The organism is Quatrionicoccus australiensis, from assembly GCF_020510525.1.
Lineage (GTDB): Bacteria > Pseudomonadota > Gammaproteobacteria > Burkholderiales > Rhodocyclaceae > Azonexus > Azonexus australiensis_B.
Genome location: NZ_CP075188.1, coordinates 3,059,645 through 3,085,686 on the forward strand (window position 1 = coordinate 3,059,645; position 26,042 = coordinate 3,085,686).

At 62.0% G+C, this 26,042-nt stretch carries 25 protein-coding genes; 9 read left to right on the plus strand and 16 right to left on the minus strand.

Annotation, left to right across the window (positions count from 1 at the left end; genetic code table 11):
- Window positions 1-55 precede the first annotated feature (55 nt).
- From KI612_RS14605 to KI612_RS14615, 3 genes are read right to left on the minus strand one after another with little or no spacing between them, the layout of a single operon-like run.
- On the minus strand, window positions 56-2,608 hold the full coding sequence (locus KI612_RS14605; protein ID WP_226440799.1) for an EAL domain-containing protein: 2,553 nt from the start codon (window positions 2,606-2,608) through the stop codon (window positions 56-58).
- Window positions 2,605-3,636, minus strand: coding sequence for a cytochrome-c peroxidase (locus KI612_RS14610; protein WP_226440800.1), 1,032 nt, complete (start codon window positions 3,634-3,636; stop codon window positions 2,605-2,607). Before KI612_RS14610 ends, KI612_RS14605 begins: the two co-directional genes overlap by 4 nt.
- A 38-nt stretch (window positions 3,637-3,674) precedes the next feature.
- Complete coding sequence (locus tag KI612_RS14615; protein ID WP_226440801.1) at window positions 3,675-4,634, minus strand: sensor domain-containing diguanylate cyclase; 960 nt, start codon at window positions 4,632-4,634, stop codon at window positions 3,675-3,677.
- Between the two features lie 90 nt (window positions 4,635-4,724).
- Here KI612_RS14615 and nth point away from each other — a divergent pair, with 90 nt between their 5' ends.
- Genes nth through KI612_RS14635 form a run of 4 tightly spaced genes read left to right on the plus strand, consistent with a single transcriptional unit; the run spans window position 4,725 to window position 7,507 of the window.
- Window positions 4,725-5,357, plus strand: a complete 633-nt coding sequence (gene nth, locus KI612_RS14620) for an endonuclease III (protein ID WP_226440802.1) — start codon at window positions 4,725-4,727, stop codon at window positions 5,355-5,357.
- Complete coding sequence (locus tag KI612_RS14625) at window positions 5,354-6,373, plus strand: FIST C-terminal domain-containing protein (protein WP_226440803.1); 1,020 nt, start codon at window positions 5,354-5,356, stop codon at window positions 6,371-6,373. The genes nth and KI612_RS14625 overlap by 4 nt, the downstream gene beginning before the upstream one ends.
- Entirely contained in the window at window positions 6,366-6,797 is a 432-nt protein-coding gene (locus KI612_RS14630; protein ID WP_226444260.1) for a DUF1841 family protein, read from the plus strand. Before KI612_RS14625 ends, KI612_RS14630 begins: the two co-directional genes overlap by 8 nt.
- 53 nt (window positions 6,798-6,850) lie before the next feature.
- The gene (locus tag KI612_RS14635) at window positions 6,851-7,507 is read left to right on the plus strand and encodes a FecR family protein (RefSeq protein WP_226440804.1); all 657 of its coding nucleotides are present in this window, start codon (window positions 6,851-6,853) and stop codon (window positions 7,505-7,507) included.
- Here the strand turns inward: KI612_RS14635 and KI612_RS14640 are convergent.
- Complete coding sequence (locus KI612_RS14640) at window positions 7,504-8,277, minus strand: oxygen-binding di-iron domain-containing protein (protein WP_226440805.1); 774 nt, start codon at window positions 8,275-8,277, stop codon at window positions 7,504-7,506. The genes KI612_RS14635 and KI612_RS14640 overlap by 4 nt on opposite strands.
- 76 nt (window positions 8,278-8,353) lie before the next feature.
- Window positions 8,354-10,138, minus strand: a complete 1,785-nt coding sequence (locus KI612_RS14645) for a GspE/PulE family protein (RefSeq protein ID WP_226440806.1) — start codon at window positions 10,136-10,138, stop codon at window positions 8,354-8,356.
- Between the two features lie 135 nt (window positions 10,139-10,273).
- Here KI612_RS14645 and KI612_RS14650 point away from each other — a divergent pair, with 135 nt between their 5' ends.
- Complete coding sequence (locus tag KI612_RS14650; protein ID WP_226440807.1) at window positions 10,274-10,825, plus strand: hypothetical protein; 552 nt, start codon at window positions 10,274-10,276, stop codon at window positions 10,823-10,825.
- Between the two features lie 66 nt (window positions 10,826-10,891).
- Here the strand turns inward: KI612_RS14650 and KI612_RS14655 are convergent, their stop codons facing one another.
- Both KI612_RS14655 and KI612_RS14660 read right to left on the minus strand, forming a co-directional pair.
- Window positions 10,892-11,113, minus strand: coding sequence for a DUF3820 family protein (locus KI612_RS14655; RefSeq protein ID WP_226440808.1), 222 nt, complete (start codon window positions 11,111-11,113; stop codon window positions 10,892-10,894).
- A gap of 50 nt (window positions 11,114-11,163) precedes the next feature.
- On the minus strand, window positions 11,164-11,916 hold the full coding sequence (locus tag KI612_RS14660; RefSeq protein ID WP_226440809.1) for a sulfite exporter TauE/SafE family protein: 753 nt from the start codon (window positions 11,914-11,916) through the stop codon (window positions 11,164-11,166).
- 104 nt (window positions 11,917-12,020) lie between these two features.
- On the opposite strand from KI612_RS14660, the gene KI612_RS14665 reads away from it, so the two are divergent.
- From KI612_RS14665 to KI612_RS14675, 3 genes are all read left to right on the plus strand, one after another.
- Window positions 12,021-12,944 carry a LysR family transcriptional regulator gene (locus KI612_RS14665; protein ID WP_226440810.1) on the plus strand — a complete coding sequence of 308 codons (924 nt, stop codon included), beginning with the start codon at window positions 12,021-12,023 and terminating at the stop codon, window positions 12,942-12,944.
- Window positions 12,945-13,011: 67 nt separating this feature from the next.
- Window positions 13,012-14,244, plus strand: a complete 1,233-nt coding sequence (locus tag KI612_RS14670) for a DUF2252 domain-containing protein (RefSeq protein ID WP_226440811.1) — start codon at window positions 13,012-13,014, stop codon at window positions 14,242-14,244.
- A 105-nt stretch (window positions 14,245-14,349) separates the two neighbouring features.
- Window positions 14,350-15,309 carry a cation diffusion facilitator family transporter gene (locus KI612_RS14675; RefSeq protein WP_226440812.1) on the plus strand — a complete coding sequence of 320 codons (960 nt, stop codon included), beginning with the start codon at window positions 14,350-14,352 and terminating at the stop codon, window positions 15,307-15,309.
- Window positions 15,310-15,317: 8 nt separating this feature from the next.
- Here the strand turns inward: KI612_RS14675 and KI612_RS14680 are convergent, their stop codons facing one another.
- The 8 genes from KI612_RS14680 to KI612_RS14715 form a co-directional block, all read right to left on the minus strand.
- The gene (locus KI612_RS14680) at window positions 15,318-17,318 is read right to left on the minus strand and encodes a TonB-dependent receptor plug domain-containing protein (protein WP_226440813.1); all 2,001 of its coding nucleotides are present in this window, start codon (window positions 17,316-17,318) and stop codon (window positions 15,318-15,320) included.
- Complete coding sequence (locus tag KI612_RS14685) at window positions 17,309-19,300, minus strand: ATP-binding protein (protein WP_226440814.1); 1,992 nt, start codon at window positions 19,298-19,300, stop codon at window positions 17,309-17,311. The genes KI612_RS14680 and KI612_RS14685 overlap by 10 nt, the downstream gene beginning before the upstream one ends.
- On the minus strand, window positions 19,297-19,803 hold the full coding sequence (locus KI612_RS14690; RefSeq protein ID WP_226440815.1) for a YfiR family protein: 507 nt from the start codon (window positions 19,801-19,803) through the stop codon (window positions 19,297-19,299). The genes KI612_RS14685 and KI612_RS14690 overlap by 4 nt, the downstream gene beginning before the upstream one ends.
- A gap of 44 nt (window positions 19,804-19,847) precedes the next feature.
- Window positions 19,848-21,866, minus strand: coding sequence for a TonB-dependent receptor plug domain-containing protein (locus KI612_RS14695; protein ID WP_226440816.1), 2,019 nt, complete (start codon window positions 21,864-21,866; stop codon window positions 19,848-19,850).
- A gap of 236 nt (window positions 21,867-22,102) precedes the next feature.
- Window positions 22,103-24,013: a molecular chaperone HtpG gene (htpG, locus tag KI612_RS14700; protein ID WP_226440817.1), complete on the minus strand. Its 1,911-nt coding sequence runs from the start codon at window positions 24,011-24,013 to the stop codon at window positions 22,103-22,105.
- Between the two features lie 102 nt (window positions 24,014-24,115).
- Complete coding sequence (locus tag KI612_RS14705; RefSeq protein ID WP_226440818.1) at window positions 24,116-24,613, minus strand: ankyrin repeat domain-containing protein; 498 nt, start codon at window positions 24,611-24,613, stop codon at window positions 24,116-24,118.
- Window positions 24,614-24,730: 117 nt separating this feature from the next.
- Complete coding sequence (gene greB, locus KI612_RS14710) at window positions 24,731-25,291, minus strand: transcription elongation factor GreB (protein WP_226440819.1); 561 nt, start codon at window positions 25,289-25,291, stop codon at window positions 24,731-24,733.
- Complete coding sequence (locus KI612_RS14715) at window positions 25,291-25,599, minus strand: hypothetical protein (RefSeq protein WP_226440820.1); 309 nt, start codon at window positions 25,597-25,599, stop codon at window positions 25,291-25,293. Before KI612_RS14715 ends, greB begins: the two co-directional genes overlap by 1 nt.
- Window positions 25,600-25,668: 69 nt before the next feature.
- Between KI612_RS14715 and KI612_RS14720 the strand changes: the two genes are divergently transcribed.
- On the plus strand, window positions 25,669-25,890 hold the full coding sequence (locus KI612_RS14720; protein WP_226440821.1) for a YdcH family protein: 222 nt from the start codon (window positions 25,669-25,671) through the stop codon (window positions 25,888-25,890).
- On the opposite strand, the gene KI612_RS14725 is transcribed toward KI612_RS14720, so the two are convergent.
- Window positions 25,887-26,042 carry a hypothetical protein gene (locus KI612_RS14725; protein WP_226440822.1) on the minus strand — a complete coding sequence of 52 codons (156 nt, stop codon included), beginning with the start codon at window positions 26,040-26,042 and terminating at the stop codon, window positions 25,887-25,889. The genes KI612_RS14720 and KI612_RS14725 overlap by 4 nt on opposite strands.

Here is a 26,042-nt window from a genome sequence, read left to right on the forward strand (position 1 = left end):
AGGCGAAGCGATGCCGATGCCCGAACAATGAGCATTCAAAGATCGCCGACAGCGTCTAGGACGCCGCAGCCAGCAAGCTCTGGATTTGCCCCGCGGCTTGCGGTCGACCGTACAAAAAGCCCTGAAACTGGTCGCAACCATGTGCCAACAGATAATCGCGCTGCACCTCGGTTTCTACCCCTTCGGCAATCACTGACAGATCGAGTTCGTGCGCCATCGCAATCATGGCCGCCACCAGCTTGACGGTGCCACCCGGTGCGCCGATTTCACAGACGAAGGAGCGGTCGATTTTCAGTGACTGCACCGGAAACTGATTGAGATAGCTGAGCGACGAGTAACCGGTGCCGAAGTCGTCGATCGCCACATCGACCCGCATGCCGTGCAGGGCATGCAGCACCCGCGCCGCATTGCCGGCATTGCGCATGAGCAGCGACTCGGTCAGTTCAAGCGCCAGCATCTCGGGCGGCAATTGGTGACGCTGCAAGGCATCAGCCACCAGGGTCGGCACATCCTGCTGCGCAAACTGGTGCGCCGACAGATTGACGGCCACGGGGACTGCCTGCAAACCGGCATCGAGCCAGGCGCGCTGTTGCCGGCAGACTTCGTCCAGCGCCCACTCGCCCATGGCGCAGATCAGACCGCTTTCTTCGGCAAGCGGGATGAAGCGGGTCGGCGGAATCAAGCCGTGTTCGGGATGCTGCCAGCGCATCAGCGCCTCGACCCCGATCAGGCGACCACTCTGCGCCTCGACCTTGGGCTGGTAGAACATCGTCAGCTCCTTGCGCTCCAGCGCACCGCGCAAATCATTCTCGAGCAGCAGTTCACCGAGCGAAGTCTTGTTGGCGCCGGCCGAATAGAAGCGCGCCGTATTGCGACCTTCCTCCTTGGCCCGGTACATCGCCGCATCGGCCTTGCGCAGCAGTTCGGAAACACTCTGCCCGTCCCCCGGCCAGAGCGCGATGCCGGCACTGCCGGTCACGGTCAGGGCGTGGCCGGCAAGCAGATAGGGCTGACCGAGCACGGTCAGCAACTTGTGCGCAACATGCATGGCGTACTGCAATTGCTCGACCTCGGGCAGCACGACGACGAACTCGTCGCCGCCCAGACGCGACAGCGTATCGGTTTCACGCAACACGCCGAGACCGCGCCCGGCTGCCTGGATCAGCAGGTTGTCGCCAACCTCGTGCCCGAGGGTGTCGTTGATGTTCTTGAAGCGGTCGAGATCAACGAAGATGACCGCAACCTGCAGATCGGCCCGGCGCGACTTGGCGATCGCCTGGGCAATCCGGTCTTCGAGCAGAATCCGGTTGGGCAGTCCGGTCAGCGCATCATGGTGCGCGAGGTGATGGATGCGCGCCTCGTTTTCCTTGCGCTCGGAAATATCGGTGAAGATGCCGATATAGTTGCTCGCCTTCCCGGCGGCATCGCGCACCGCCGCGACCGACAGCCATTCCGGGTAGATGCCGCCATCCTTGCGGCGATTCCAGATTTCGCCATGCCACTGTCCGCGCTTGAGCAGCTCCGACCACATCTGGCGGTAGTACTCACGCCCCTGCCGCCCCGAGTTGAGCAGGGCGGGGGTCTTGCCGAGCACCTCGTCCGCGCGGTAACCGGTAATCTGGCAAAAAGCAGGGTTGACCGCGAGGATTTTCGATTCGGCATCGGTAATCGTCATCCCCTCGGCAGCGCTGGTAAACACCTGGGCATACAGGCGCAGCCCTTCCTCGGCCTGGCGCTGCGCCTCATAACGCTGCAACAGATCACGCCGGTCACGGTTGATCCGTTCAATGGCATACATCACGTAGAGCACCAGCAGCATCGAGACGGCATAGAGCAATTGCCGGTAATAGCCGGCGAGTCGTTGCGAGGCCTCGTGGCCGTCGGTGTAGAGCCGGGTCAGCTCCTCGCTCAGGCGAGCCGTCGGCGAATTCATGATGCGAAAAGCCAGGCGGTCAACTTCCGGACGCCGCCCGATGATCACCCGCGCGTGCACCAGCAGGTGCGCCGGCGACAATTCGCCGAATGCCGGCAGCTCCAGCTTCTGGATGCGGGCAAGCTCCTGCTTCAGTTTATCGACATCCTCGCGCTCCGGCCCCTGGCCGAAAGTCAGCACGGAACGGACAAAATGATCAAGTTCAGGCGGTCGACCGGCGCCGAGCTTCTCCAGATAGGTCTCGGCAGCCAGCGGAAAGTAATGCAGCGAATTGCGCAGGACGGAGTTGCTGCGCTGGAACTGGTCGATGTCCTCTTCCTTGAGCTGTTGTGCGGCACGCAATTCAGCGAGCTTGCTGTTCAGTTGCGGCAGGTCATCCGCCGGCACCCAGGCCGGGAAACGCCCGATAGTCGGCTGTTCACTGCGGATTTCCTGAACCAGCCGGACCAGCGGATCGTAGTTGTGCATCAGGTCGGAATAGCTGCCGAGCACGGCGACATTGAGTTCGACATCGGCCTGCTGCACACGGCGCAGCGACTGCATGTAGGCATAGTGGCCTTCCGGCGAGACTTCGCCGGCGCGCAGGAAAAGCCAGGTCAGCAGGGCAATCAGGGCAACGAAGCCCAGACTCAGCCCGAGCCACAATCCACAGCGGCAACGCCTGATCAGCTTCATTTGAGCAGGACTCCCTGCCACTCGCCATTCAGCGTCCCGAGGAAGGCAACGAGCGCTTCGACGTCCTGATCCGACAGCTCACGCCCGAGCTGGTAACGCCCCATGATCCTGACCGCCTTGTCCAGCGTTGTCGCCGAACCATCATGAAAATACGGCGCGGTCAGCGCGACGTTGCGCAGGCTGGGCACCTTGAAGACATGTCGATCCTCTTCGCGCTGCGTGACGTTGTAACGGCCAAAATCGCTCTCGGTGAGTGGTCGACCGCTGAAGTAGTCACCCAGCACGCCAAACTTCTGGTACATGTTGCCGCCGATGAGCGCCCCCTGATGGCAGCTGACACAACCGAGCTCGCGAAAGCGCCGGTAGCCCTCGATCTCCAGCCCGGTCAGCACTTCGCGGTGCCCCTGCAAGTAGCGGTCGAAGCGGGAATTGACGGTGACCAGCGAACGTTCGAAAGTGGCGATCGCATCGGCAAGATTGGCGGCCGTCAGGCCATCCGGATAGGCCAGGGTGAATTCCCTGACGAACGCCCCATCCTGGCCGAGCCGGGCCAGCACATCGCTCCAGTTGCTGCCCATCTCGATCGGATTATGGATCGGACCGGCCGCCTGCTCTTCGAGGCTGGCAGCACGTCCGTCCCAGAACAGGACGAAGCTCAGGCCACTGTTGAATACCGTTGGCGTATTGATGCTGCCGACCGCACCACCGATGCCCAGCGCAAAACGCCGGCCATCGGCACCGCCGCGCGTGTAGTCGTGGCAGGAAGCGCAGGCCACCGTGTTGTCGCCCGACAGGCGCTTGTCTTCGAACAGGCGCCGCCCCAGCGCAACCCGCTCAGCCGGCAAGTCCGGAACCTGCAAAGGCAGGATAGGCCGGGTCGTGTCCAGATTGGCCAGCGAAATGCTGCTCGACGGCCGCACCGGCAATCCGGCAGGGGAATCCCAAGGCGAGCTATACCAGATGACGCCCCCCAGACCGGAAAGCAGCAGCACGATGAGCAAAAACCGGTGAAGCGACGAGAGTTTCATGCCCCCATTATCCTTGAAGCCATCCCCTGTAGCCAGAATCAGGTAGCCAGAACTACCCGGTTTCGCCCCTGCGCCTTGGCCACGTAACAGGCCGCATCAGCCCGGTTGATCAAGGCATTTTCACTCTCCTCGCCCCGGTATTCTGCCACCCCGATACTAACCGTACACACCGCCTGATCACCCGGCGCGTTTCTGCCCGCAATGGACAAACGCAAGCGCTCGGCGAGCAACACTGCGGCCTCCTGCCCAACCTCGGGCAGGAGAACGACAAATTCCTCGCCACCATAACGGAAGGCCAGGTCCGAAGCGCGCAGGGACAGACTGATCAGGCGCGCCAGTGTCTGCAGCACGAGATCGCCCTCAAGATGCCCGCGGCTGTCGTTGATCTTTTTGAAATGATCACAATCGATGACCAGCAGCGACAGTGGCCGTCCATGCCGGGCACACCGGCCGATTTCCCCCGGCAGGCACTGGTGCAGGCGACGCCGGTTGAACAGGCCGGTCAGCGGATCGGTCACGCTGAGCAGGCGGTAGCGCTCTTCGCTCTCGCGCAGGGCATCCTCGGCACGATGGCGCTCGGTGACGTCCTGCAAGGTCTCGATGGCACCGATCAATTCGCCGCTGGCATTACGCAAGGGCGCTGCCGTGAAATACAACCAGCGCCCCCCTTCACCGCAGGCCGGGAAAAAGTCCTCGGCCTCGAAAGCCCCATCGATCAAGGCCGAACGCCTGAATTTGCCATGATAAAACTCGTCGACCGTTCCTTCGAGCGCATCGCTGACAATGAGGTCGGCCATGATCGGGCGCGGCTGCGGATAGAAGGCACGCCATTGCTCGGTACGACCGATCATTTCTGCGGCCGGCACGCCGGTCAGCACCGCACAGGCGCGATTCCAGTGCGTCACCCGGTGCTGCGCATCGATAACGATGCTGGCAACCGGATTCCCCTCTACAATCTGGGAGAGGATGAGATTATCACCGGGGATTGTCGTCGCCACAGGAACGCCATCCTTCTCTGTCGGTTAGAATGTTTTTGATCAATATCCGCCTTTAGTCATAGTCTGACAATCCTGCAGCGCAGCAATTCCGTGAATAAAGCCCAAACCGAAACCTTTTACGCCCGCCTCGCCGCCAGCAATCCGGCACCGACCACCGAGCTGCATTACAGCAGCCCGTTCCAGTTGCTGATTGCCGTCATCCTGTCGGCCCAGGCCACCGATGTCGGCGTCAACAAGGCGACGGCCCGGCTTTTCCCGGTCGCACCGACGCCGGACAAGATGGCCGCGCTCGGTATCGAAGGCCTGACCGAGTACATCAAGACCATCGGCCTGTTCCGGACCAAGGCGAAGAACGTCATCAACACCTGCCATATCCTGCTCGAACAGCATGCCGGTGAAGTGCCGCAGGAGCGCGCCGCCCTCGAAGCCCTGCCCGGCGTCGGCCGCAAGACCGCCAACGTCGTGCTCAATACCGCCTTCGGGCAGCCGACCATCGCCGTGGACACGCACATCTTCCGGCTTGGCAATCGCACCGGCCTCGCCCCCGGCAAGACCGTGCTCGATGTCGAACAGAAACTGCTGCGTGTCACCCCCGAGCAATTCAAGAAGGACGCACATCACTGGCTGATCCTGCATGGTCGCTATGTCTGCAAGGCGCGCAAGCCGGAATGCGGCATCTGCGTCGTCGCCGACCTGTGCCGCTTCAAGGGCAAGAGCACATGAAAGCCGGCAGCGGTCTGGCCCGAGGCCCGCGCCCGGCCCCCGAGCTGGCGGCAGAAGCCGTGCAACAGGCGCTGGCCGCGGCCGGACTGGAACGGACGGCCAGCGTTTGCCTGTTCCTGACCCGCGACTTCATTCGCCATGCCCAGCCGGCCGTACTCGCTGCCGCCCGCGCCGCCGGCTCGCTGCAGGTTTTCGGCTGCACGGCGAATGGCCTGTTTACCGAAAATGGCTGGCTGCTCGACCAGGCGGGCGCCGCTGCCCTGGTTTTCGCCAATCCAGCGTCGGGTGGCGATGCCGATGTACCGCTCATTTCCTTCAGCGGCCAGGGCGGCCTGCACTTTGACTGGCAAACGCCCCCCTCCCGCGCCGGCCTGTTCGACAGCGACGCGGCAGTCTGGTCGCATGCCCGCGTTGCCGAAGACGGCCGCGCCACAACCCGTCTCACCGGCTTGCACAGCCACCTCGCGCTATCGAGCGGACTGCGCCTGCTCAGCCAGCCACATGCGGTCACCGCCAGCCGCGGCCTCGATCTCTGCCAACTGGCCGGCCAGAACGCCGGCGACAGCCTGTTGCGCAGCTTGCCGGCCGAATTGCGCGAACATCCTCCATTGCACCAGATCGTCGCACTGCGTCAGCGAAACGAACCCGGCCTCGGCATTCTTGCGCTCAATGCCGATGCCTCGTTGACCCTGACCGAAGCACTCCAGGAAGGCGAAAAAATCAGCTGGGCGATCCGCCAGCCGATGGCGGCCGAACAGGACATGCGCGAGGTGCTCGGCGCAGCGGTCGACACCGGCTGCAAGCCTGATTTCGCGCTGATGTTTTCCTGCATCGGGCGCGGTCCGCTGTTTTACGGCAACGATGACCGCGACCTCCTTGCCTTCCGCGAACAGTTTCCCGGCACGCCGCTGCTCGGCGCCTACGGCAGCGGCCAGATCGCACCGACCGGCAATGGCAACCGCCTGTTCCAGAATTCCGCCATCACCCTACTATTTGCAGGTACCCATGCTGTTTAATCCCTCCCGTGAGCAAGTCCGCCGCTTTTTCTGCGATGCCTGGAAGAAACACCAGGAACGCCTGCCGCTGGTCGGCGCCGAAGTCGCTGCCGCCGATCTTGCCGCGCGCCACCCGGAGTACCATGCCCTGCTCAGCGACAGCGAAGGCGCCCTGGAGCAGGAATGGACGCCGGAAGACGGCCAGATGAACCCCTTCCTGCACCTGTCGCTGCACCTCGCCATCCACGAACAGGTCAGCATCGACCAGCCGCCCGGCATCCGCGCCGCTTTCGAGACACTGCGCATCCGTCTCGATCCGCATGCCGCCGAACACGTGCTGCTCGAATGCCTGGGCGAAACCATCTGGCAGGCGCAGCGTCAGGGCGGACAAATGGATGCGCTGGCCTACGTCGACGCGGTGCGCCGCAAATCGACGCCGTTTTAACCACCATGGATGCAAAGGCTGGCCCTTGGGCCGACCGCAGGAAAGGGGAGAAAATGCAACGCCGCCAACTACTCAAGCGCCTGGCCATGCTGGCCGTAGCCGAACGACTGGGCAGCCTGCGTGCCGCCTGGGCCGCCGGCATCTCCCCGGCCACGCCCGGCCTGCAACGCTTCAGCGGCCAGGTCACGGTCAATGGTCAGCCGGCCAAGGCTGGCATGCCAATCAACCCCGGCGACACGATTGCCACCGGCCCCGGCAGCGAAGCCATCTATGTCATCGGCAAGGATGCCTACCTGCAGCGCGACCGCTCGGTGGTCAGCATCAGTGGCGATGTGCTGAAGGCCGGCCTGCGCGTGATTACCGGCAAACTGCTCGCGGTGTTCGGCAAGGGCGACAAGCGCATCGAAACCGCTACCGCTACCATCGGCATTCGCGGCACCGGCTGCTATATCGAGAGCGCGCCCGACAAGGTGTATTTCTGCCTGTGCTACGGCAAGGCGGACATTGCCTCGCTACACGATCCGGCCCATGTGGAAAGCATCGAAACCCGTTACCACGACCACCCGGTTTATCTGCATGCCAATGGCAGCCAGATGATGGTGCCGGCGACCGTCATCAATCACACCGACAATGAGCTCTACCTGCTGGAAAGTCTGGTTGGCCGGGTCCCGCCCTTCTACGGCCAGGCCCAGCCCTACTCCCAGGCTTAAGCGGGAATCGTGTAGTTGTTCTGGGTCATCAGGTCGACACCGCATTCCAGCGTCTCGACCCAGGTGATGAAGTCATTCACCACATTCTTGCCGACAAAACGCGAGCCGTGCTGCGGCACGATCTGCTCGATGTCGAGCTGACGCACCATGTTGCCCCAGAAGCGGCCGATCTTGCGCGACACGATGTAGCGCCGGTGAAAGCCTTCCATGTACTTGATGTGGCTGTCGAAATCGGTCACCGGCTGGGCAGCCTGTTCATGCGGCACCAGCGAGGCACCAAGGTCGCCCGAGAAGAGGATCTTGGAAACCGGATCGTAAAACTGGAAGTTGCCTTCGGCATGCAGGAAGTGGGCCGGCAGCGCGATGATCTTGCACTGGCCGAGCGGAATCCGGACGCCCTGGTCGGGAATGCCGATGATCCGGTCGGAAACGTCCTTGCCCGTCGTGAAGTGCGGCACGAAACGTGTCCACAGGCTGGAGATCAGGACCTTGCAGTGCGAGGCGACGAACCACTTGTTCACCGAGGCAATGATGTCCGGATCGGGGTGCGAGGCGAGGATGTAATCGAGATCCTTGGACGAGAAGTATTGCTGCATGTCCATCAGCAGGCCGCCGTAGGTCATGTTGCCGCCCGGATCGATCAAGGCGCCGTGACCGTGGTCGGCAATCAGGAACTGATTGCACTGGACCGCACCGGCGGCCGAGTCATCGACCAGATCGTAAAACGCATGCACGATGTGCTTGCCATCGTTGAACAGCTCGACTGCCATAAACCCCCCCATTTGCAAGCAGGTATTATCGCCATACTGTTACTGTTTGACTACTGCCAGTGTCGCTTTCTTGTAACTAAGTGTCATCAGCCGGCGGTGCCACCTTGATGATTTCTTCCAGCGAGGTGACCCCCTGCGCCACTTTCAGGGCACCAGAAATGCGCAAGGGGCGCATGCCTTCGCGGTAAGCCTGTTCACGTATCTTGGCGATTTCCATCCCGGGCTTGATCATGCGCCGCACTTCCTGCGAATTGAGCAGGATTTCATAGAGCCCGACCCGGCCGCTGTAGCCGGTCATCCGGCATTCGAGGCAGCCGACCGGCTGATGCACATGCGTCGGCTCGGCCGACTTCCACGGCGCCACCAGGCCGCGCCAGGCGCTGCGCTGCTCATCACTGAGCGGCACCTGTTTCTTGCAGTGCGGACAGAGCGTACGCACCAGGCGCTGCGCCATGACCCCAAGCAGGGTCGAATTGATCAGGTAGGGCGGCACGCCGAGATCGAGCAGACGCGTAATCGCCGACGGCGCATCGTTGGTGTGCAGCGTCGAGAGCACGAGGTGACCGGTCAACGCTGCCTGGATGGCCATTTCCGCCGTTTCCAGGTCGCGGATTTCGCCAATCATCACGATGTCCGGATCCTGCCGCATCAAGGCGCGCACGCCGTCGGCAAAGCCGAGTTCGATGCCGTGATTGACCTGCATCTGGTTGAAGGCGCCCTCGACCATTTCGATCGGATCCTCGATCGTGCACACGTTCACTTCCGGCGTCGCCAGTTGCTTGAGGGTCGTGTACAGCGTCGTCGTCTTGCCCGAACCGGTCGGGCCGGTGACCAGGATGATACCGTTCGGCGCCGCCGTCATCTGCTTCCAGCGGGTCTGATCCTCCTCCGAGAAACCGAGCGAGCGGAAATCGCGGACCAGCACTTCCGGATCGAAAATGCGCATCACCAGCTTTTCGCCAAAGGCCGTGGGCAAAGTAGACAAACGCAATTCGACTTCCTGGCCGGACGGCGTGCGCGTCTTGACGCGACCGTCCTGCGGCCGCCGCTTCTCGATCACGTCCATGCGGCCGAGCAGCTTGATGCGACTGGTCATCGCGTTCATGACCGTCATCGGAATCTGGTACACCTGCTGCAGCACGCCGTCGATGCGGAAACGCACGATACCGATGTCGCGCCGCGGCTCGATGTGGATATCGGAAGCACGCTGATCGAAGGCGTACTGCCACAGCCAGTCGACGATATGCACGATGTGCTGGTCGTTGGCGTCGTACTGGCGGTTGCCCTTGCCGAGTTCGACAAGCTGTTCGAAGCTCGACAGCCCGGATGTGATCTCGCCCTTGGCGGCGGCCTTCTTGACCGACTTGGCGAGACTGAAGAATTCGACTAGATAGCGCGAGATGTCATCCGGATTCGCCATGACACGGCGGATTTCCTTGCGCAGGATGGGCTTGAGCTCTTCAACCCACTCCTTGACGAAGGGTTCGGCGGTGGCGACAACGATTTCCCGCGTCGTCACCTGCACCGGCAGGATGCCGAAACGTGCCGCGTAGGCGCTGGACATCACTTCGGCGACGCCGGTGAAGTCGATTTTCAACGGATCGATATGCAGGTAATCCAGGCCGCAGCGCCCGGCCAGCCATTCGGTCAGCACTTCCAGCGAGAGCAGCCGTGGCTCCTTGGTGCTGCGCCATTTCTGGTCGGCGATGACGACCAGCGGGTGAACGCGGGCGCCGTGCAGGCGGCGTTCGACTTTCAGCGCCTCGGCCGGCCCCGCCTCGACCAGACCATCCATCACCATCATGTCGAGCACCTCGGAGAGGGCCAGACGATGCTCGTGGGCAAATGCAGTTGTATTCATGGCGGGCAATATAACGCGACTCGTAAAGCTTTGTAAGCGAGCCGCGATCTGTTTGCATTCATTTACAAGCCGGCCGAACCGGCCGCCGCCGCTTGCCTACAATCAAGCCATCACCACCGCACAAGGAGTCGCACCATGAAAACCCGTCTGTTCGTGATCGCCAGCTCGCTGATCGCCTCTCTGCTCGCCATGCCCGCCATGGCCCAGTCGACGCCCGCGCCGGCCGCCGCCGAGAACAGCATCTCCGCTGCGCCGGCCGGCCCCGGCATGATGGGTCAGGGCGCCCGGCAGAACCGGGCACGGCCACCACGCGACTGCCAGCAATCGCCCAATCCGGCTGCCTGCAACGCCCAGCGCGAAGCCCGCAGCAAGGCCATGGAAGCCTGCAAGGACAGCGCCGGTCCGCAACGCCGCGCCTGCATGCGCGAACAGCGGGCGAACTTCGATTGCAGCAAGAGTGCCAACCCGCAGCAATGCGAAGCCCACAAGGCAGCAGCCAAGGCCTGTCAGGGCCAGAGTGGGCCGGCGGCAAGACGCTGCATGCAGGAAAAGATGCCACCGGTCGACTGCAGCAAGTCGCCCAATCCGCAACGTTGCGAACAGCATCAGAAGGCGCGTGAAGTCTGCAAGGACAAGCTCGGCCCCGACCACAAGAGCTGCTTGCGCGAACAATTCAAGACGAAATAAACCCGCTGCTTGCGGCAAGGCAATTTGGCCTGTTCCAGACGGTCGACCGTCCGGAACAGGCCATTTTCATTCGCGTCGTTTGCTACGCAGCGGCGTCAGCAGATAGGACAGGCCGTTGTGGTCGATTTCCTGCATCAGTGCCAGCAGGCGACCGATTTCACCGGGCGGAAAGCCTTCGCGTGCAAACCAGTTGAGGTAGTTGCCGGGCAGGTCGGCGATCAGCTTGCCGGCATGCTTGCCGAAAGGCATCGTGCGCGTCACCAGCAGGAGCAGGTCTTCGGGTTGCATGGCAGGAGCGGCGAAAGAGAGCGGGCCGCCATTGTGCCAAAAAGTTCGCCTCAGCCGTGCACGATCATCCAGCCGCCGGTCGCCAGCAGCATCAGCGAAAATGCCGCCCGCAACCTGCGTTCGGGCAGGCGATGCGCCAGACGTACGCCGAGCGACACGGTCAAGGCACCGCCGGCGGCAAGCAGGACGCCGGTTTGCCAGTCGACCAGGCCGGCCTGCGAAAAGGTGAACAAGGCCACCGCCGAGCTCGGCGTTACCAGTGCCAGCGCGTAGCCCTGGGCGAGTGCCTGGCTCTGCCGGAAAAACCCGACCAGGATGGGCGGCACGATCATGCCGCCGCCGATACTGATCAAGCCCTGGCAGGAACCGCCGATCAGGCCGACCAGCGGAATCAGCTTTTCGGGCAGCGCCAGTTGCCAGCGACCGCGCCCGGCGCGCATCTGCCACAGGCTGTGCAGCGCCAGCCAAAGCAGGAAGGCCCCGAAATAGCGGCGCAACTGGGCGGAAGCGAGATTGCTCGCGTAATGCGCGAGCAGCGCCGTGGCCGTCACTGCACACAAGACCAGCAAGGCAGTGCGCAGGCGCGGCAGCGGCTGGCGCTGGCTGTAACGCCACAGCGCAATCGCCAGATTGGGCACCATCATGACCAGCGCCGTCCCCTGTGCCAGCTTCTGGTCCATGCCGAAGAGGCCGGTCAGCACCGGAATGGCGATGATGCCGCCGCCAATGCCGAAGACTCCGCCGGCAAAACCGAGTGCGGCACCAAGCGCGACAGGAATGAGAAAGGCCAGTACGAGGCTCATGGTCCAACCCGAAATCAATGAGCAGCCATCTTACTGCTTTGAAAAAAACGACCAATGGCGCCGGATTCACTTTATTCTTGCGTCAAACACAACAATCAAAAGCCATGTCCGACGATCTCGCCTTCTTCCCCCTCCTTGTCCAGCACGGCAGCCTGGCCCGCGCTGCGCGCGAACTCGGTTTGAGCCCGGCTGCCGTCAGTCGCCGCCTGAGTCAGCTGGAACAGCGTCTCGGCGTGCGCCTGCTGGCGCGCACCACGCGGCGCATGAGCCTGACGCCGGAAGGCGAGCTTTACCTGAGCGAAAGCCGGCGCATCCTCGGCGAAATCGAAACCCTGGAACAGGCGCTCAGCCTGACCCGGGCCGAGCCGCGCGGCCTGCTGCGCATCCACGCCACCTTCGGCTTCGGTCGCCGCCAGCTGGGACCGGCCGTTTCCGAATTCGCCCGCCGCCACCCGGCCATCGATATCCAGTTGCTGCTCACTGACCAGCCGATGATGCCCGGCGACCAGAATTTCGACATCGCCATCCGCTTTGGCGAGCCGCCCGACGCGCGCCTGCTCGCGCGCAAGCTCGCCACCAACCATCGCGTGCTCTGCGCCGCGCCGTCCTACCTGGCGCAACGCAGCTTGCCGACCAGCCCGGAGGATCTGGCCGGGCACGACTGCATCGTCATCCGCGAAGGTGATGCCGCCTTCGGTACCTGGACGCTGTGCGCCGGCAAGCAATGCCGCAAGGTCAAGGTGCGCGGCAAATTCAGCACCAACCACGGCGAGGTTGCCGCCGACTGGGCGCTGGCCGGCCACGGCATCCTGCTGCGCTCCCTCTGGGATATTGCCGGCGACCTGCGCGATGGCCGCCTGATCCGCGTCCTGCCCGACTGGTCGGGCAGCCCGGCCGACATCTACGCCCTCTACCCGCAGCGCCTGCACCTGTCAGCCAAGGTGCGCGTCTTCCTCGATTTTCTCGACGCGCATTTCGCCGCCTACCGCAATCCGCCGGACAATGCCGCCGCAGTGGCCTGGCGATGAGACCGACAACAGACAATTGTCACGACTTCGGCGTATGGTTTGCCTCTTCGATGCCCAAGCCGATGCCATGACCCAAACCTCCACCCTGTCTGCTGCCGAGATCATCGCCGGCCTGCGCGCCACCAACGCCGGGCGCAACCCGGAACTGCTGGCGATGAAATACGCCAGGATGCAGCAAAGCCCGTTCGTCTTCCTGCGCGGCGCCTGCCACTTGTTCTACGCCGCCCTGCCCGACACGGCGCTGTTCCGCCAGGCACCGCTGACCTGGGCCTGTGGCGATCTGCACTTCGAGAATTTCGGCAGCTACAAGGGCGACAACCGGCAGGTCTATTTCGACATCAACGACTACGACGAAGGCGCCCTCGCCCCCGCCAGCTGGGATCTCGTCCGGCTGCTGAGCAGCATCCGCTGCGGCGCCGACGATCTGAAACTCACGCCCGCAGCGGCAAAACAGGTCAGCCGTGACTGCCTCGACGCCTATTGCCGCGCGCTCGGCCGCGGCAAGCCGCGCTGGGTCGAGCGGGAAACGGCGAGCGGCATGATCAGCGAGCTGTTTGCAAAATTGCAGAACCAGAAGCGGGCCGATTTTCTCGACAAACGCACCACGCTCAAGGGCAAGCATCGCCAGCTCAAGCTCGACGGCATCAAGGCGCTGCCGGCATCGGCGGCAGAGCGGAAAAAGGTCGAACACTTCATGCAGCAGTTTGCCGCCACCCGGAGCACGCCGGAGTTTTTCGAGGTCATCGATGTCGCCCGCCGCATTGCCGGCACCGGCAGCCTCGGCGTCGAACGCTATGTCGTGCTGATCGAAGGCAAGGGCTCGCCGGACAGCAACTACCTGCTCGACATCAAGGAGGCGCGGCCTTCATCGCTGAGCGCACCGCTCGCCGACCGCGGCATCAAGCAACCGGACTGGCCCGATGCAGCCGGCCGGATCGCGACGATCCAGCAGCGCCTGCAGGCGATCGACCACGCCTTCCTGCAGGCCGTGAGTCTGGCCGGACAGGCCTGCATCCTGCGCGACCTGCAACCGAGCGAAGACCGGGTTGCCATCACCGCCTGGGGGAAAAAGCTGGAGAACCTGAGTGAAGTCGTGGCCAGCATGGGCGAAATACTCGCCTGGGACCAACTGCGGGCCGCCGGACGTTCAGGCTCGGCCAATGCCGATGCCCTGATCGCCTTTGCCGCCCGCGCCGACTGGCAAAACGAAATGCTGGCCGCTGCCGAGGAAATGAACCGGCAGAATCAGGCGCAATGGGAAATCTTCGGCAAAGCCCTGACGGATGGCCAACTGGCTTGATGGACACGACTCTGGCCGCTTAAAATGCGGCGCCGCATGACGCAACCATGCCTCCGGCCGTGCCTTCTGTACTCGCCAGGCACTACGATGGATACGCTATAGAACATGAACGATCTCCAGAACATGGCCGAGCTCGACAACGACGAAGAGACGCCGGAACGCGAGCGGGCCAGCAAGCGCTCGACCTGGATCAGCGTCGTCGTCAATGTCTTTCTGACCCTGAGCCAGGTCATTGCCGGTTTCATTTCCGGTTCACAAGGCCTGATCGCCGACGGTATCCACTCGCTGTCCGACCTGGTCGCCGATTTCGTCGTGCTGCTCGCCATCCACCACAGCAAGAAGGAAGCCGACGACGACCACCATTACGGTCACCAGCGCTATGAAAATGCCGCTTCGCTGGTCCTCGGCAGCCTGCTCCTGGCGGTCGGCGGCGGCATGATCTGGGCCGCGGCGCACAAGCTGCAGACCCCGGAAAGCATCCCGACCGTGCATGTCATCGCCTTGTGGGTTGCGCTTGGCGCCCTGCTTGCCAAGGAACTGCTCTTTCGCTACATGCTGGCGGTGGCCGAGCGCGTGCGTTCCAGCATGCTCGTCGCCAATGCCTGGCATGCGCGCTCCGATGCCGCTTCGTCGCTGGTCGTCGCGCTCGGCATCGGCGGCAACCTGCTCGGTTTCCCACTGCTCGACCCGATTGCCGCACTGATCGTCGGCTTCATGGTCGCGCGCATGGGCTGGACTTTCACCTGGAACGCCCTGCACGACCTGACCGACCGCGCCGCCACCGAGGAACAGGTGGCCGGCATCGCTGCCGAAATCCTCGCCACGCCCGGCGTTCTCGGCCTGCACGACCTGAAGACGCGCAAGACGGGCGACATGATCCTGGCCGACGTACATCTCGAAATCGACGGCCAGCTGACCGTCACCGAAGGCCACGACATCGCTCATCGGGCCCGCCTCAATGTGATGGCGCGGCATCCGGTGCTCTACCTGATGACGCACGTCGACCCGGCTCCGGGAACGGCAAAAAACAGCGAATTTGAAGCGTCGACCGCTAGCCGGGCCTGAGCGCCCGCTTAAAAGCGGACAGTCAATTTCAGCCGGAAACTGCGTCCCAGTTGCGGCATGCGGTCGCGCTCGCCGGCCAGCGTCGTTTCCAGCGCCACCGGATCGGCGTAGCGGTGATCGAACAGGTTGTAGATGCCGAGCGAGGCATCCCAGGCCTGGCCGAGCGGGCGATAACTCAGGTTGAGATTGGCGATGCCGTACGCAGGCACCCAGCTATCGTCCTTGCCGGTTCGCCGGCGACTGAGCATCTGCCCTTCCAGACCGGCCAGCCAGCCGCTCGCACCCAGAGGCAGCGCCAGATTGGCATGCAGGACATGGCGCGGCACATTTTCCAGGGCGCCGTCGCTCAAGCGCATCTGCTGCAAGGTGTAGCCGGCCCGCAACTGGGCATTGCCCGGCCAGCGCTGCTGGAACTCCAGTTCCAGGCCGCGCCCGTCGATCGCGGGGTAATTGACATACTGCCCGCTGCTCGCGGCAATACCGACCAGATCCTGGACGCGGAAAAAATACAGCGAACTGCTGAACCGGCTGTGCGGGCCCAGCCGCTGATCCCACGAGAACTCCAGGGAACGCATGCGTTCCGGTTGCAATTCGGGATTGCCAACGGCAAAGGTCGCCGGCCGGTAATACTTCTGGTACACGGTCGGGTCGCTGAAAGCCGTGGCGTAAAGCATCTTGAAAATGCCGCCGCGTTCGTTCTGATGTACCAGCCCGAGGCGCGGACTCCAGTGCGCGGCGGTCGTCGAGGACTTGTCGAGGCGCGTGCCGAGGGTCAGATAGGTCGCCGCACCGACGAGTATTTCGTCCTGCAGATAAAGGCTGCCCTGCTCGCTCTGGCGGCGATCATTCAGGCAGGCTTGCGTACCGACGCCAAAACAGCCGTAGCCCTGATCGTCGTTGATCTGATCCTGCCGCACGTTCGCCTTGTACTCGATCCCGGCAATCCAGCGATGCCCTTGCCAGGCGGTACTCAGCAAGCGGCTTTCCCAGCCCCACCACTGGCCGGTAGCACGATCGCGGTTGAGCACCCGCGGCGGATAGTCGTAAGGGAAATCGCCCTTGTATTCGTACTGCCCGGCGTAGAGACGCGCATGCAGGGAGGTCGCGCGGCTGATCTGCCAGTCCTTGCCGACTTCGGCCAGCGTGTAGTTGTCGGCTTCCCGGTGAGCGCCATCATTGAACAGGGTTTCGAAGGAGCCGGTCGGTACCGAGCGGTCACGTACCGAGTGAATCAGCGTTGCCCGCCAGTCCTCGCTGCGGTAGCGCAAGAAAAACTTGCCGGAATTTTCACCGCCCACCCCGCGCAGCGTCGCGTCATAGCCCGCCGCGGCATTTTCGGGCAAATCCAGAGGTCGACCGCTGACACTGCTCCCGGTATAGGAGAGCAGGAAATCACCGCCCGATTCGCTGCGTTTTCCCCAGCTGATCCGTCCTTCGCCAGCCCGGCCGCTGCCGGCACTGGCTGACACTTCCATTCCCTGCAGGCTGCTGCCGGCCCGGGTGACGACATTGATCACGCCCAGCGCCGAGTCGCCACCATAAACCGAGGCACTCGGCCCGCGGATGACATCGATTTGTTCGATCAAATCGATGTCGACCGGAAAGGCACTATCCACACTGGCACTGCCGTAGATATTTTCATTGACGGCAATGCCATCGACCAGCAACTGCATCCGGTTACGGTAATCACCAGGTGCCGCAATGCCACGCACGCCAACGTAGGCATAGGTGTGATCATTGCTCACGGTGTAGCCGTTCAGGCTGCGCAAGGCATCGGCCAGGGTGCGCCAGCCAAAGGCACGAATATCGGCACGCGTCAGCGTGGAAACCGCAGAAGGCGTGAATTCGGCGCTAACGGCAAATTTCGGAGTCTGGATGACTGGCATCTGCAGCAGTTCCTCGAACGGCAAGTCGACCAGATCCTCAGACTGCGCCCAGGCCGGCCCGCCCCCGCCCAGTAATGCAAGGATGCAGGCCGAAGGCAGCAAGCGACGATGTTTCAGCTGCAAACGGCCGTTCCTTCCATCCCGGCCTTTTCCTGCCGCCCGACACGCAACCATTTGAGCAGCGTGGCATAAAGCACCGCAGGATCAACCGGCTTGGCAACGAAGTCATTCATGCCGGCATCCATGCACACCGCCTGATCCTCAAGGAAGGCGTTGGCGGTCATCGCGATGATCGGCAGCGTGGCGCAACCTGGCAGGCCGCGAATCCGGCGGGTTGCGGCAACGCCATCCATTTCCGGCATCATCATGTCCATCAGGATCAGATCGTAGGTACCGGCCTTGACCATTTCGACCGCCTGCACACCGTCTTCGGCCACGTCGACAGCAAAGCCGATTGGCTGCTGCAGCAACTCAAGCGCCACTTCCTGATTCACCCAGTCATCTTCGGCCAGCAAGATGCGGGCATCGGCAAACTCGCTGCGCAGCAGTTGCTCGGCATCCGCGCCAGCCACAGGCGGCAAGCTCGTCTCGCGCGGCAGATCGGGCAGCACCGGCAGGCGAATCGCAAACGAGAAGACGCTGCCGACCCCCGGCGTACTCGTCACCAGCACCGTCCCGCCCATCAATTGCACCAGACGCTGACAAATTGGCAAACCGAGGCCGGTGCCACCAAACTTTCGCGTCATCGAGCCATCGGCTTGCTCGAAGGGATTGAAAATCTTCTGCAGCGCCTCCGGTTGTATGCCTATCCCGGTATCGCGCACGGAAAAACCGACCAGAACCTCGCCGGCAAACTCTTCCTGAAGGCGGATCGAGAGCACGATACTGCCACGCTCGGTAAACTTGATCGCATTGCTGACCAAATTGAGCAATATCTGCTGCAGACGCAGGGGGTCGCCCAGCAACTGGCGCCTCGCCAGACGCGGATCGACATCGTGGGTGAGTTGTAGCGCCGCAGCTTCCGCCTTCGAAACGATAAGACTGTCGAGATTGGACAGCAACGCTTCGATCGAGAATGGTGTCCGCTCAATGACCATCCGTTCGGCATCGATTTTCGACAAGTCGAGAATGTCGTTGAGCAGACTCAGCAAATGATTGGCCGCATTGGAAATCTTGCCCAGCTTGTCGAGTTGTCCGGCATCCTGATTACTGCGACCGAGCATGTAGGACAGGCCGATGATCGCATTCATCGGCGTACGCAATTCGTGACTCATGTTGGCGAGGAAGGTGCTCTTGGCACGATTGGCCGCTTCGGCCCCCTCCTTGGCCACGGATAGGGCCAGGGTGCGTTGCTGGACAGTCTCCTCGAGATGTTCGCGGTACTTGGCCAACTCCTCATGCCGATCGGCAATTTCGCCCAGCATGGTGTTGAAGGCATCGGCCAGCTGACCGATTTCGTCATCCGAGTACTTGTCTGCCCGCTTCGAGTAATCCTTGGATTCGGCAACCCGTCGCGCCGTTTCGGTCAACGAACCGAGCGCCGCCAGCAAGGAAACCTGCATGCGTTTGGCAATCAGGAAGGCGACGGCAAAGGCGGCGAACAAGCCGACCAGGAAGAGCAATGCACTCCAGCCGATTTCCTGCCAGACCCTGCCCAGACTAGCGGTCAACGCGACCGAACCGATGATGCCGTCGCGCGTACGGATCGGCACGACCACGGTGATTGACGAAAAATCGCGGTATGCCGTCGGCTCCTCATGAATCCGTTCGCCCAGCCTGACCTGCTCGATTGCCTGACCACCATTGCGATCGAAGGAATAGCTGAACGTGTCACGCAATCCCAGCAGGCGGGCCGCCTGGATATCCGGGTGCTGCTGCAGCGAGCTGAACAGGCGCTCGGCACCACGCATGTCCTGAAACTCGACAACTGCCGATGCGTTGAAGGCAATCACTTCTGCCATCGAAAACAGCTCGTCCTGCTTGCTTTCCCGCCGCTGCTCGACCTCCAGCCCGATCGACATCAGGAAGGTCAACAGCAGCCCCACCCCGACCGAAGTCGCGATAATCAGTGCCAGACGATGGCGGATGGTCTTGATCTGCATCATTTCGTCGCTCCGACCACTACCCGGGCCAAGCGCATCAATTGCGAACTGGGCTTCAGGCCGGCTGCACCGACGGCCACCACATTGATATCGAACTGCAAGCGTCCCTCGGCCCTGACCAGGGCGATGGCGCCACCATGACGTGTAAATATCTCGGCATCGCTGACTGTCAGTACCGGCAAGCGCTCAACCCAGCGCAGGACGGCACCGTAGCGCGCCTCTTCGCTATCGGGAATGAACAACAGCTGACAATCGCCCATCTGGTCCGGCCCGGTAACCCGCCGTATGCGCAACTCGCGTCCGGCAATGCTGCGCGCCTCGTAAGGCGCCAGATAGCCACCGAGGGTATCACGGCCGAACAGGCAGATCGTTGCCGTCGGAGTCGCTTCCGGCCAATCGACATACTTCAGGAAATTGACCAGATAGGCCGCCTTTAGCTGGCTCTCGTTGTTGGCCTGGGCGCAAGCATGGCTCCACGGCTGCAAGGCCAGGAGAAGCGGTAGCAACAGACGCCAGGAAAGAGAATGCCAACGGGCTGCCATATGTCCGGTCAGAACTTCCAGCGAGTGGAAAGAAATACCGAGGGACCGACCTTGACCGGCACCGAAGCGACATAGTCGGAGACATATTCAATGCGACTGGGGCCGATCAGATTGCGGCCGCTCAGCACCAGCTCAAGATCCTTGCCAATTTTCTGGGCATAACGCAAATCGAGCGTCAAATAGCCCGAAACCTTAGTCAGGTCGGTATAGGGCGCATTGATCCGCTGGTAACCACCGGAGGCACGCAACCAGGCATCAAATTGCCGGTCCGGCGCAATATTCCACTGCGAGCGAAGCGAGCCATGATGATGCGGCGTGCTCTGTTCGGTATGCTTGCTATCGGCCTGAACGGCTGCATCGGCGGCTTCATCCATCTGGATCCGCGTCCATGCATAGGACAACTGCAGACGCCAGACCGGCAATACCTGCCAGTCGGCACTCAGTTCGGCGCCACTAACCCAGCCGGCCGAGCAGTTGCAGATATTGACGTTCTGAATGACGGTCGGAAAGCCGCTGGCATCAACCGCCCCCAGCGTAGACGAAATACGGTCACTGTAACGGTAGCGGTAAACCGAGGCATCGACATTGAAACCGGACGACAACTGGGTGCGATAGCCCAGTTCAAGACCTTCCATCTTTTCCGCCCGGAGCGTCCGTGTATCGGGAATGACGCGGGTAAACACAGAGGGCATCCCGGGCTGGAAATTGGTCAGCATCGTGACATTGTTTTCACCCTGCGACGGCATGCGCGGCGCCCGCGCATATTTGGCCCACAGTGTATCAACCCGTGACGGCGTCCAGATCAGCGTCGCACTGGGCGCGAAAGTACTGCCCCCGATGTTGGTATTGTCCCAGCGCACGCCAAGCCCCAGCTGGAGTTTTTCGGGAATCAGCGTCCAGTCATCCTGAACGAAGATCCCGCTGGTACGCTGCGCGACATCGTAATTGCGCAGGGAAATCAGGCTGCCTGGCGTCTGTGCGCTGCTCGACGACGTGCGGTGACTAATGCCCCAGAGCAGGTCATGGGCAGCAAAGGTATAACGCCCCTGATAATCGAGATCATAGGTTTTGCGCTCTTCGCGGAAATACTTTTCGAGCTCGATTGACGACGAGTTCAGCGAAAGCTGCAGCGACGACTCGATACCTGCCGCGGTCAGCCAGCGGTAGCGACCGGCCAGAACCTGACTGGCATCGGATTGCCGACTGTTTTCGGCAAGCACGCCGCCCGGCAGAGCCGGCACCCGGATCAGATCGCCCAGCACGGAACGCGTCGCATTGAACCACACTGCCAGATCGCTGCCACCACCCAGCCGGTGGTCGAGACGCATGTCGAGGAGACTGCTCTCCTGGTGATCCTCACTGTCAGCCCCCGTCGCAAACTGCTTCGAAGGCTCGGCATGACGCCCCTGAACGGAAGCCCGCCAGGTCGTGTTTTCATCAAGCACGCCGCCATAGCGACCATACAGACCGAGCTTGCCCTGGGTTCCTATGGTCGTTTCGACAAAGCCACCGGACTGCTGTGCCGAGTGCTTGCTGATGATGTTGATCACGCCATTGACCGCGTTGACGCCCCAGATCGCTGCGCCGGGACCGCGAATGACTTCGATACGCTCGATATCGTTGAGCGCGATGACATCGTGCTCCCACATCACCCCGGAAAAGGTCTGGTGATAGATGCTGCGGCCATCGACCAACACCTGCAGCTTGTTGGCAAAACGGCCGTTGAAGCCGCGCGCCGTCACCGCATAGCGGCCATTGTCGATCTGCGCCACCTCGATACCGGGCACCATGCGCAAGACGTCGGGCAATGCGAGCGCACCGGAACGGGCAACATCATCCGACGAGATGACAAAAGCGGCAGCCGGCACACTGGCCAGGTTCTGCGTCTTGCGCGCAACCGAGGTGATCTCGGTTTTGGTCAGGTCTTCGAGACTGAGTTCCTCGACCACATCAGCGCACCACCCCTGTGTCGCGCCCCCGATCTGGAATGCCACCAGCAGCGCGGCATGCTTGAATATTTTGTTCATCGCTGTTCCATGCGGAGCGAAGACCAACTCCGAGAAATACCGCTTTTTATGTACTGCCGATATTGCGACGGGCAATGCAATTGCGCAAGTAAAAATATGAAAAAGGTCATAACCAGGGCTTCCCATGTTGCCTTCTTTGCAATAGAAAAGGCCGCCGGAATATCCGGCGGCCTTTTCTGCCCTGAACGGGCGTTGACCGTACAGCGCGGCCCTGGCGGACCGTCGCCGCGCGCCCCTTACTTGCCCGAGAGAGCCATCATCAGGTCATTGATGCGCTTGACGAAACCGGCCGGATCGTCGAGTTGACCGCCTTCGGCGAGCGCGGCCTGTTCGAACAGCAGGGCCGCCCAGTCGTCGAAACGGGCTTCTTCGTATTTCAGGCGCTGCACGACGACGTGCTGCGGATTGATTTCGAGAATCGGCTTGGCATTCGGCATCTGCTGCCCGGCCGCCTTCATCAGGCGGGCCAGGTTGCCGGACGGATCGTGCTCGTCGGCGACCAGGCAGGACGGCGAATCGGTCAGGCGGTGCGTGACGCGCACGTCCTTGACCTTGTCGCCGAGCGAAGCCTTGACCTTCTCGATCAGCTCCTTGTACTCGTCGGCGGCCTTTTCGGCTTCCTTCTTCTCTTCCTCGTCGTCCAGCTTGCCGAGATCGAGGCCGCCCTTGGCGACCGACTGCAAAGCCTTGCCGTCGAACTCGGTGAGGTGACCGACCACCCACTCATCGACACGATCCGACAGCAGCAGCACTTCGATGCCCTTCTTGCGGAAGATTTCGAGATGCGGGCTGTTCTTGGCGGCGTTGAAGGTGTCGGCCGTGACGTAGTAGATCTTTTCCTGACCTTCCTTCATGCGGCCGATGTAGTCGGCAAGCGACACGGTCTGCTCGGCGGTGTCGGCATGCGTCGAGGCGAAGCGCAGCAGGCCGGCGATCTTTTCCTTGTTGGCGTGGTCTTCGCCGACGCCTTCCTTGAGCACGTTGCCGAAGGCGCCCCAGAAGGTGGCGTATTTTTCCTTGTCGTTCTCGGCGAGATCCTCGAGCATACCGAGCACCTTGCGCGTGCAGCCGCTGCGGATGCCGTCGATGTCCTTGCTCTGCTGCAGGATTTCACGCGAGACGTTGAGCGGCAGGTCGGCCGAGTCGACGATACCGCGCACGAAGCGCATGTAGAGCGGCATCAGCTGTTCGGCATCGTCCATGATGAAGACGCGGCGCACGTAGAGCTTGATGCCGTGGCGGGCGTTGCGATCCCACAGGTCGAACGGGGCGCGCGCCGGGATGTAGAGCAGCTGCGTGTATTCCTGCTTGCCTTCGACGCGGGCGTGGGTCCAGGCCAGCGGATCTTCGAAGTCATGCGCGACGTGCTTGTAGAACTCCTTGTACTGCTCGTCGGTGATGTCGGACTTGCCGCGCACCCACAGCGCATTCGCCTGGTTGACGGTTTCGTCTTCGCCAGTCGCGACCTGCTCGCCCTTTTCCTGGTTCCACTCTTCCTTTTCCATGACGATGGGCAGGGTGATGTGGTCGGAATACTTGCGGATGATGGATTTGAGCTTCCAGCCGCCGAGGAATTCGTCCTCGCCTTCGCGCAGGTGCAGCGTGACGTCGGTACCGCGCGTCGCCTTTTCGACCATCTCGACGGTGTAATCGCCCTCGCCGCCCGATTCCCAGCACACGGCCTGGTTGGCTTCGAGGCCGGCGCGGCGCGAAACCACGGTGACCTTGTCGGCGATGATGAAGGAAGAATAGAAACCGACACCGAACTGGCCGATCAGGTGCGCATCCTTGGCCTGGTCGCCGGTCAGCGCGGTGAAGAATTCCTTGGTGCCGGACTTGGCGATGGTGCCGAGGTGGGCGACCGCCTCATCGCGCGACAGGCCGATGCCGTTGTCGGAAATGGTGATGGTGCGTGCGGCCTTGTCGAAGGAGACGCGGATCTTCAGATCGCTGTCGTCACCGTACAGGGCGCTGTTGTTGAGCGCTTCGAAGCGCAGCTTGTCGCAGGCGTCGGAGGCGTTGGACACCAGCTCGCGCAGGAAAATCTCCTTGTTGCTGTACAAGGAGTGGATCATCAGTTGCAGCAGTTGTTTTACTTCAGCCTGGAATCCCAGGGTTTCGCGATTTGCAGTTGCGGACTCGGACATGCTTGAACTCCCAATCAAACCAAATAGGTCAGCGGGAGATGGGGGCTGCTAGAGGGAATTCAAGAGGCCGGCGAAAAAACGCCGAAAACGGGCGTCGACCGCTCAGCGCATGTCTTGCGCGGCGCGCAGGGCATCGGCTTCGAGCACCATGGTATCGGTGCCGACACAGCGCAGCATTTCGATTTCCTCGACCACCGGATGCTCGGCACTGTGGCCGGCCGGTGCGGCACGCAGACCGGCGCGCTGCGCCACCCATTGCGCCAGGATGATTTCCTGCTCGCTCAGACCGCATTCCATGCCGGCCGGCAATTCGGCGCCGAGTTCGAGCAGGGTGCGCACGACTTCCGTGCGCTTGCCGCGGATCGCCATGTTGAGCGGCGAAGTCGGCAGGGCGTTGTCGTCCAGATTGACCTTGGCGCCACGCGCGACGAGCTCGCGCACGATCTCGGGCAAGCCCATGAAACAGGCAATCCCCATCGGCAAGCCGGGATCGCCCTGGCCGTCATGCAGTTCGACGCCGGCCCCGGCATCAAGCGCGGCCTTGACCTTGCTCAGCCGGCCGGTACGAATTGCCGCAATCAGTGTAAGTTGCCCGCTCATCAAATGCCCTGTACTGGAAAAATCTTCACTGCCGCCGATTGTAAACCTGCTGCCGGCGGTGCTGCGTCAGATCGACGTAAAGTCCTGTGAAGGAATGTAGCCTGTACGACCAGGCAATCAGGTGATGGTTTCATAAACCACTTCGATGATATCGAGTTCCCGCACCCCGAGCGGACTCTGGAAACGCACGCTGTCGCCCTCACGCGCCTTGATCAGCGCCCGCGCCAGCGGCGAAATCCAGCTGATGCGCCCCTTGGCAACATCCATCTCGTCCACACCGACAATGGTGTAGGTATTCTCGACACCGTCAGCATCGGCCACGGTAACCCGCGCCCCGAAGAAAATCTGGTCGTTGTCGCCCTGGCGCAAGGGATCGACAACTTCCGCATTTTCCAGGCGCTTGGTCAGGAAGCGGATGCGCCGGTCGATCTCGCGCAGGCGCCGCTTGCCGTAGATATAGTCGCCATTTTCCGAACGATCACCGTTCGATGCTGCCCAGGCGACAACTTCGACGACATGCGGCCGCTCGCGCTTGACCAGGTGTTCCAGCTCATCCTTCTGGCGCTGATGCCCGGCCGGCGAAATGTAGTTGCGCGTCCCGGCCGGCAGTTTCAGCGAAGGGGAAAGCCCTTCCTCGTCATCATCGCCATCGCTTTCCCGGACAAACGCCTTGTTCATCAATAACCGATGCTGTAATGCTCGACGTCGACGCGGATCAGGTCGCGCCCGAGGATGGCGGCGGTGTAGCGGACAAACTGCTCGGCCCAGGTGCCACGATCGCGGAAACGTCCTTCGCCGGCATACTTGGCGACGCTGAGAATGCGGTCCACAGCGAGGATCTTGCCGGTCGGCGTTGCCACGTCACATTCGAGCACCGTGAACTCGTGATCGAACCATTTGCGCGCGTCATCCGCCGCTGCCACACCATTGACCTTGAAATCGTACTGATTGTCCTTGCCGAACGAAACGATGACCAGTTGTTGCATTCCTCTCTCCTCTTGTGTGTTCTTCAGGTTATTCTAGCAAAACATAGTATGCCGTCAGGAGACATCCGCATGTCGAATCAACCGCTGAGTGACGAAGAGTTTTGCAGCATTCGCACCCAGTTGCATGAACTGCAGGTGGAACATCGCGACCTCGATCTGGTGATCGTTCATCTGATCGAAAATCCGCCACCTGACGACCTGCTGATCCGTCGCCTGAAAAAACGCAAACTGGCGTTGAAGGACCGCATCATACTGCTCGAGGGAATGCTGGTACCGGATATTCCGGCTTAATTACCGGCGCTGTCCTTTTCCGGCGAAATGCGGAAGAAGATCCAGTAAACCCCGCCTATGGCCCCGGCAACGGCAATTTCCCACAGGAAGGGAAATTGCCAGACCAGGCCAGCCAGGACTACCAGCAACAGCAGGTAAGCGAGAACTTTCAA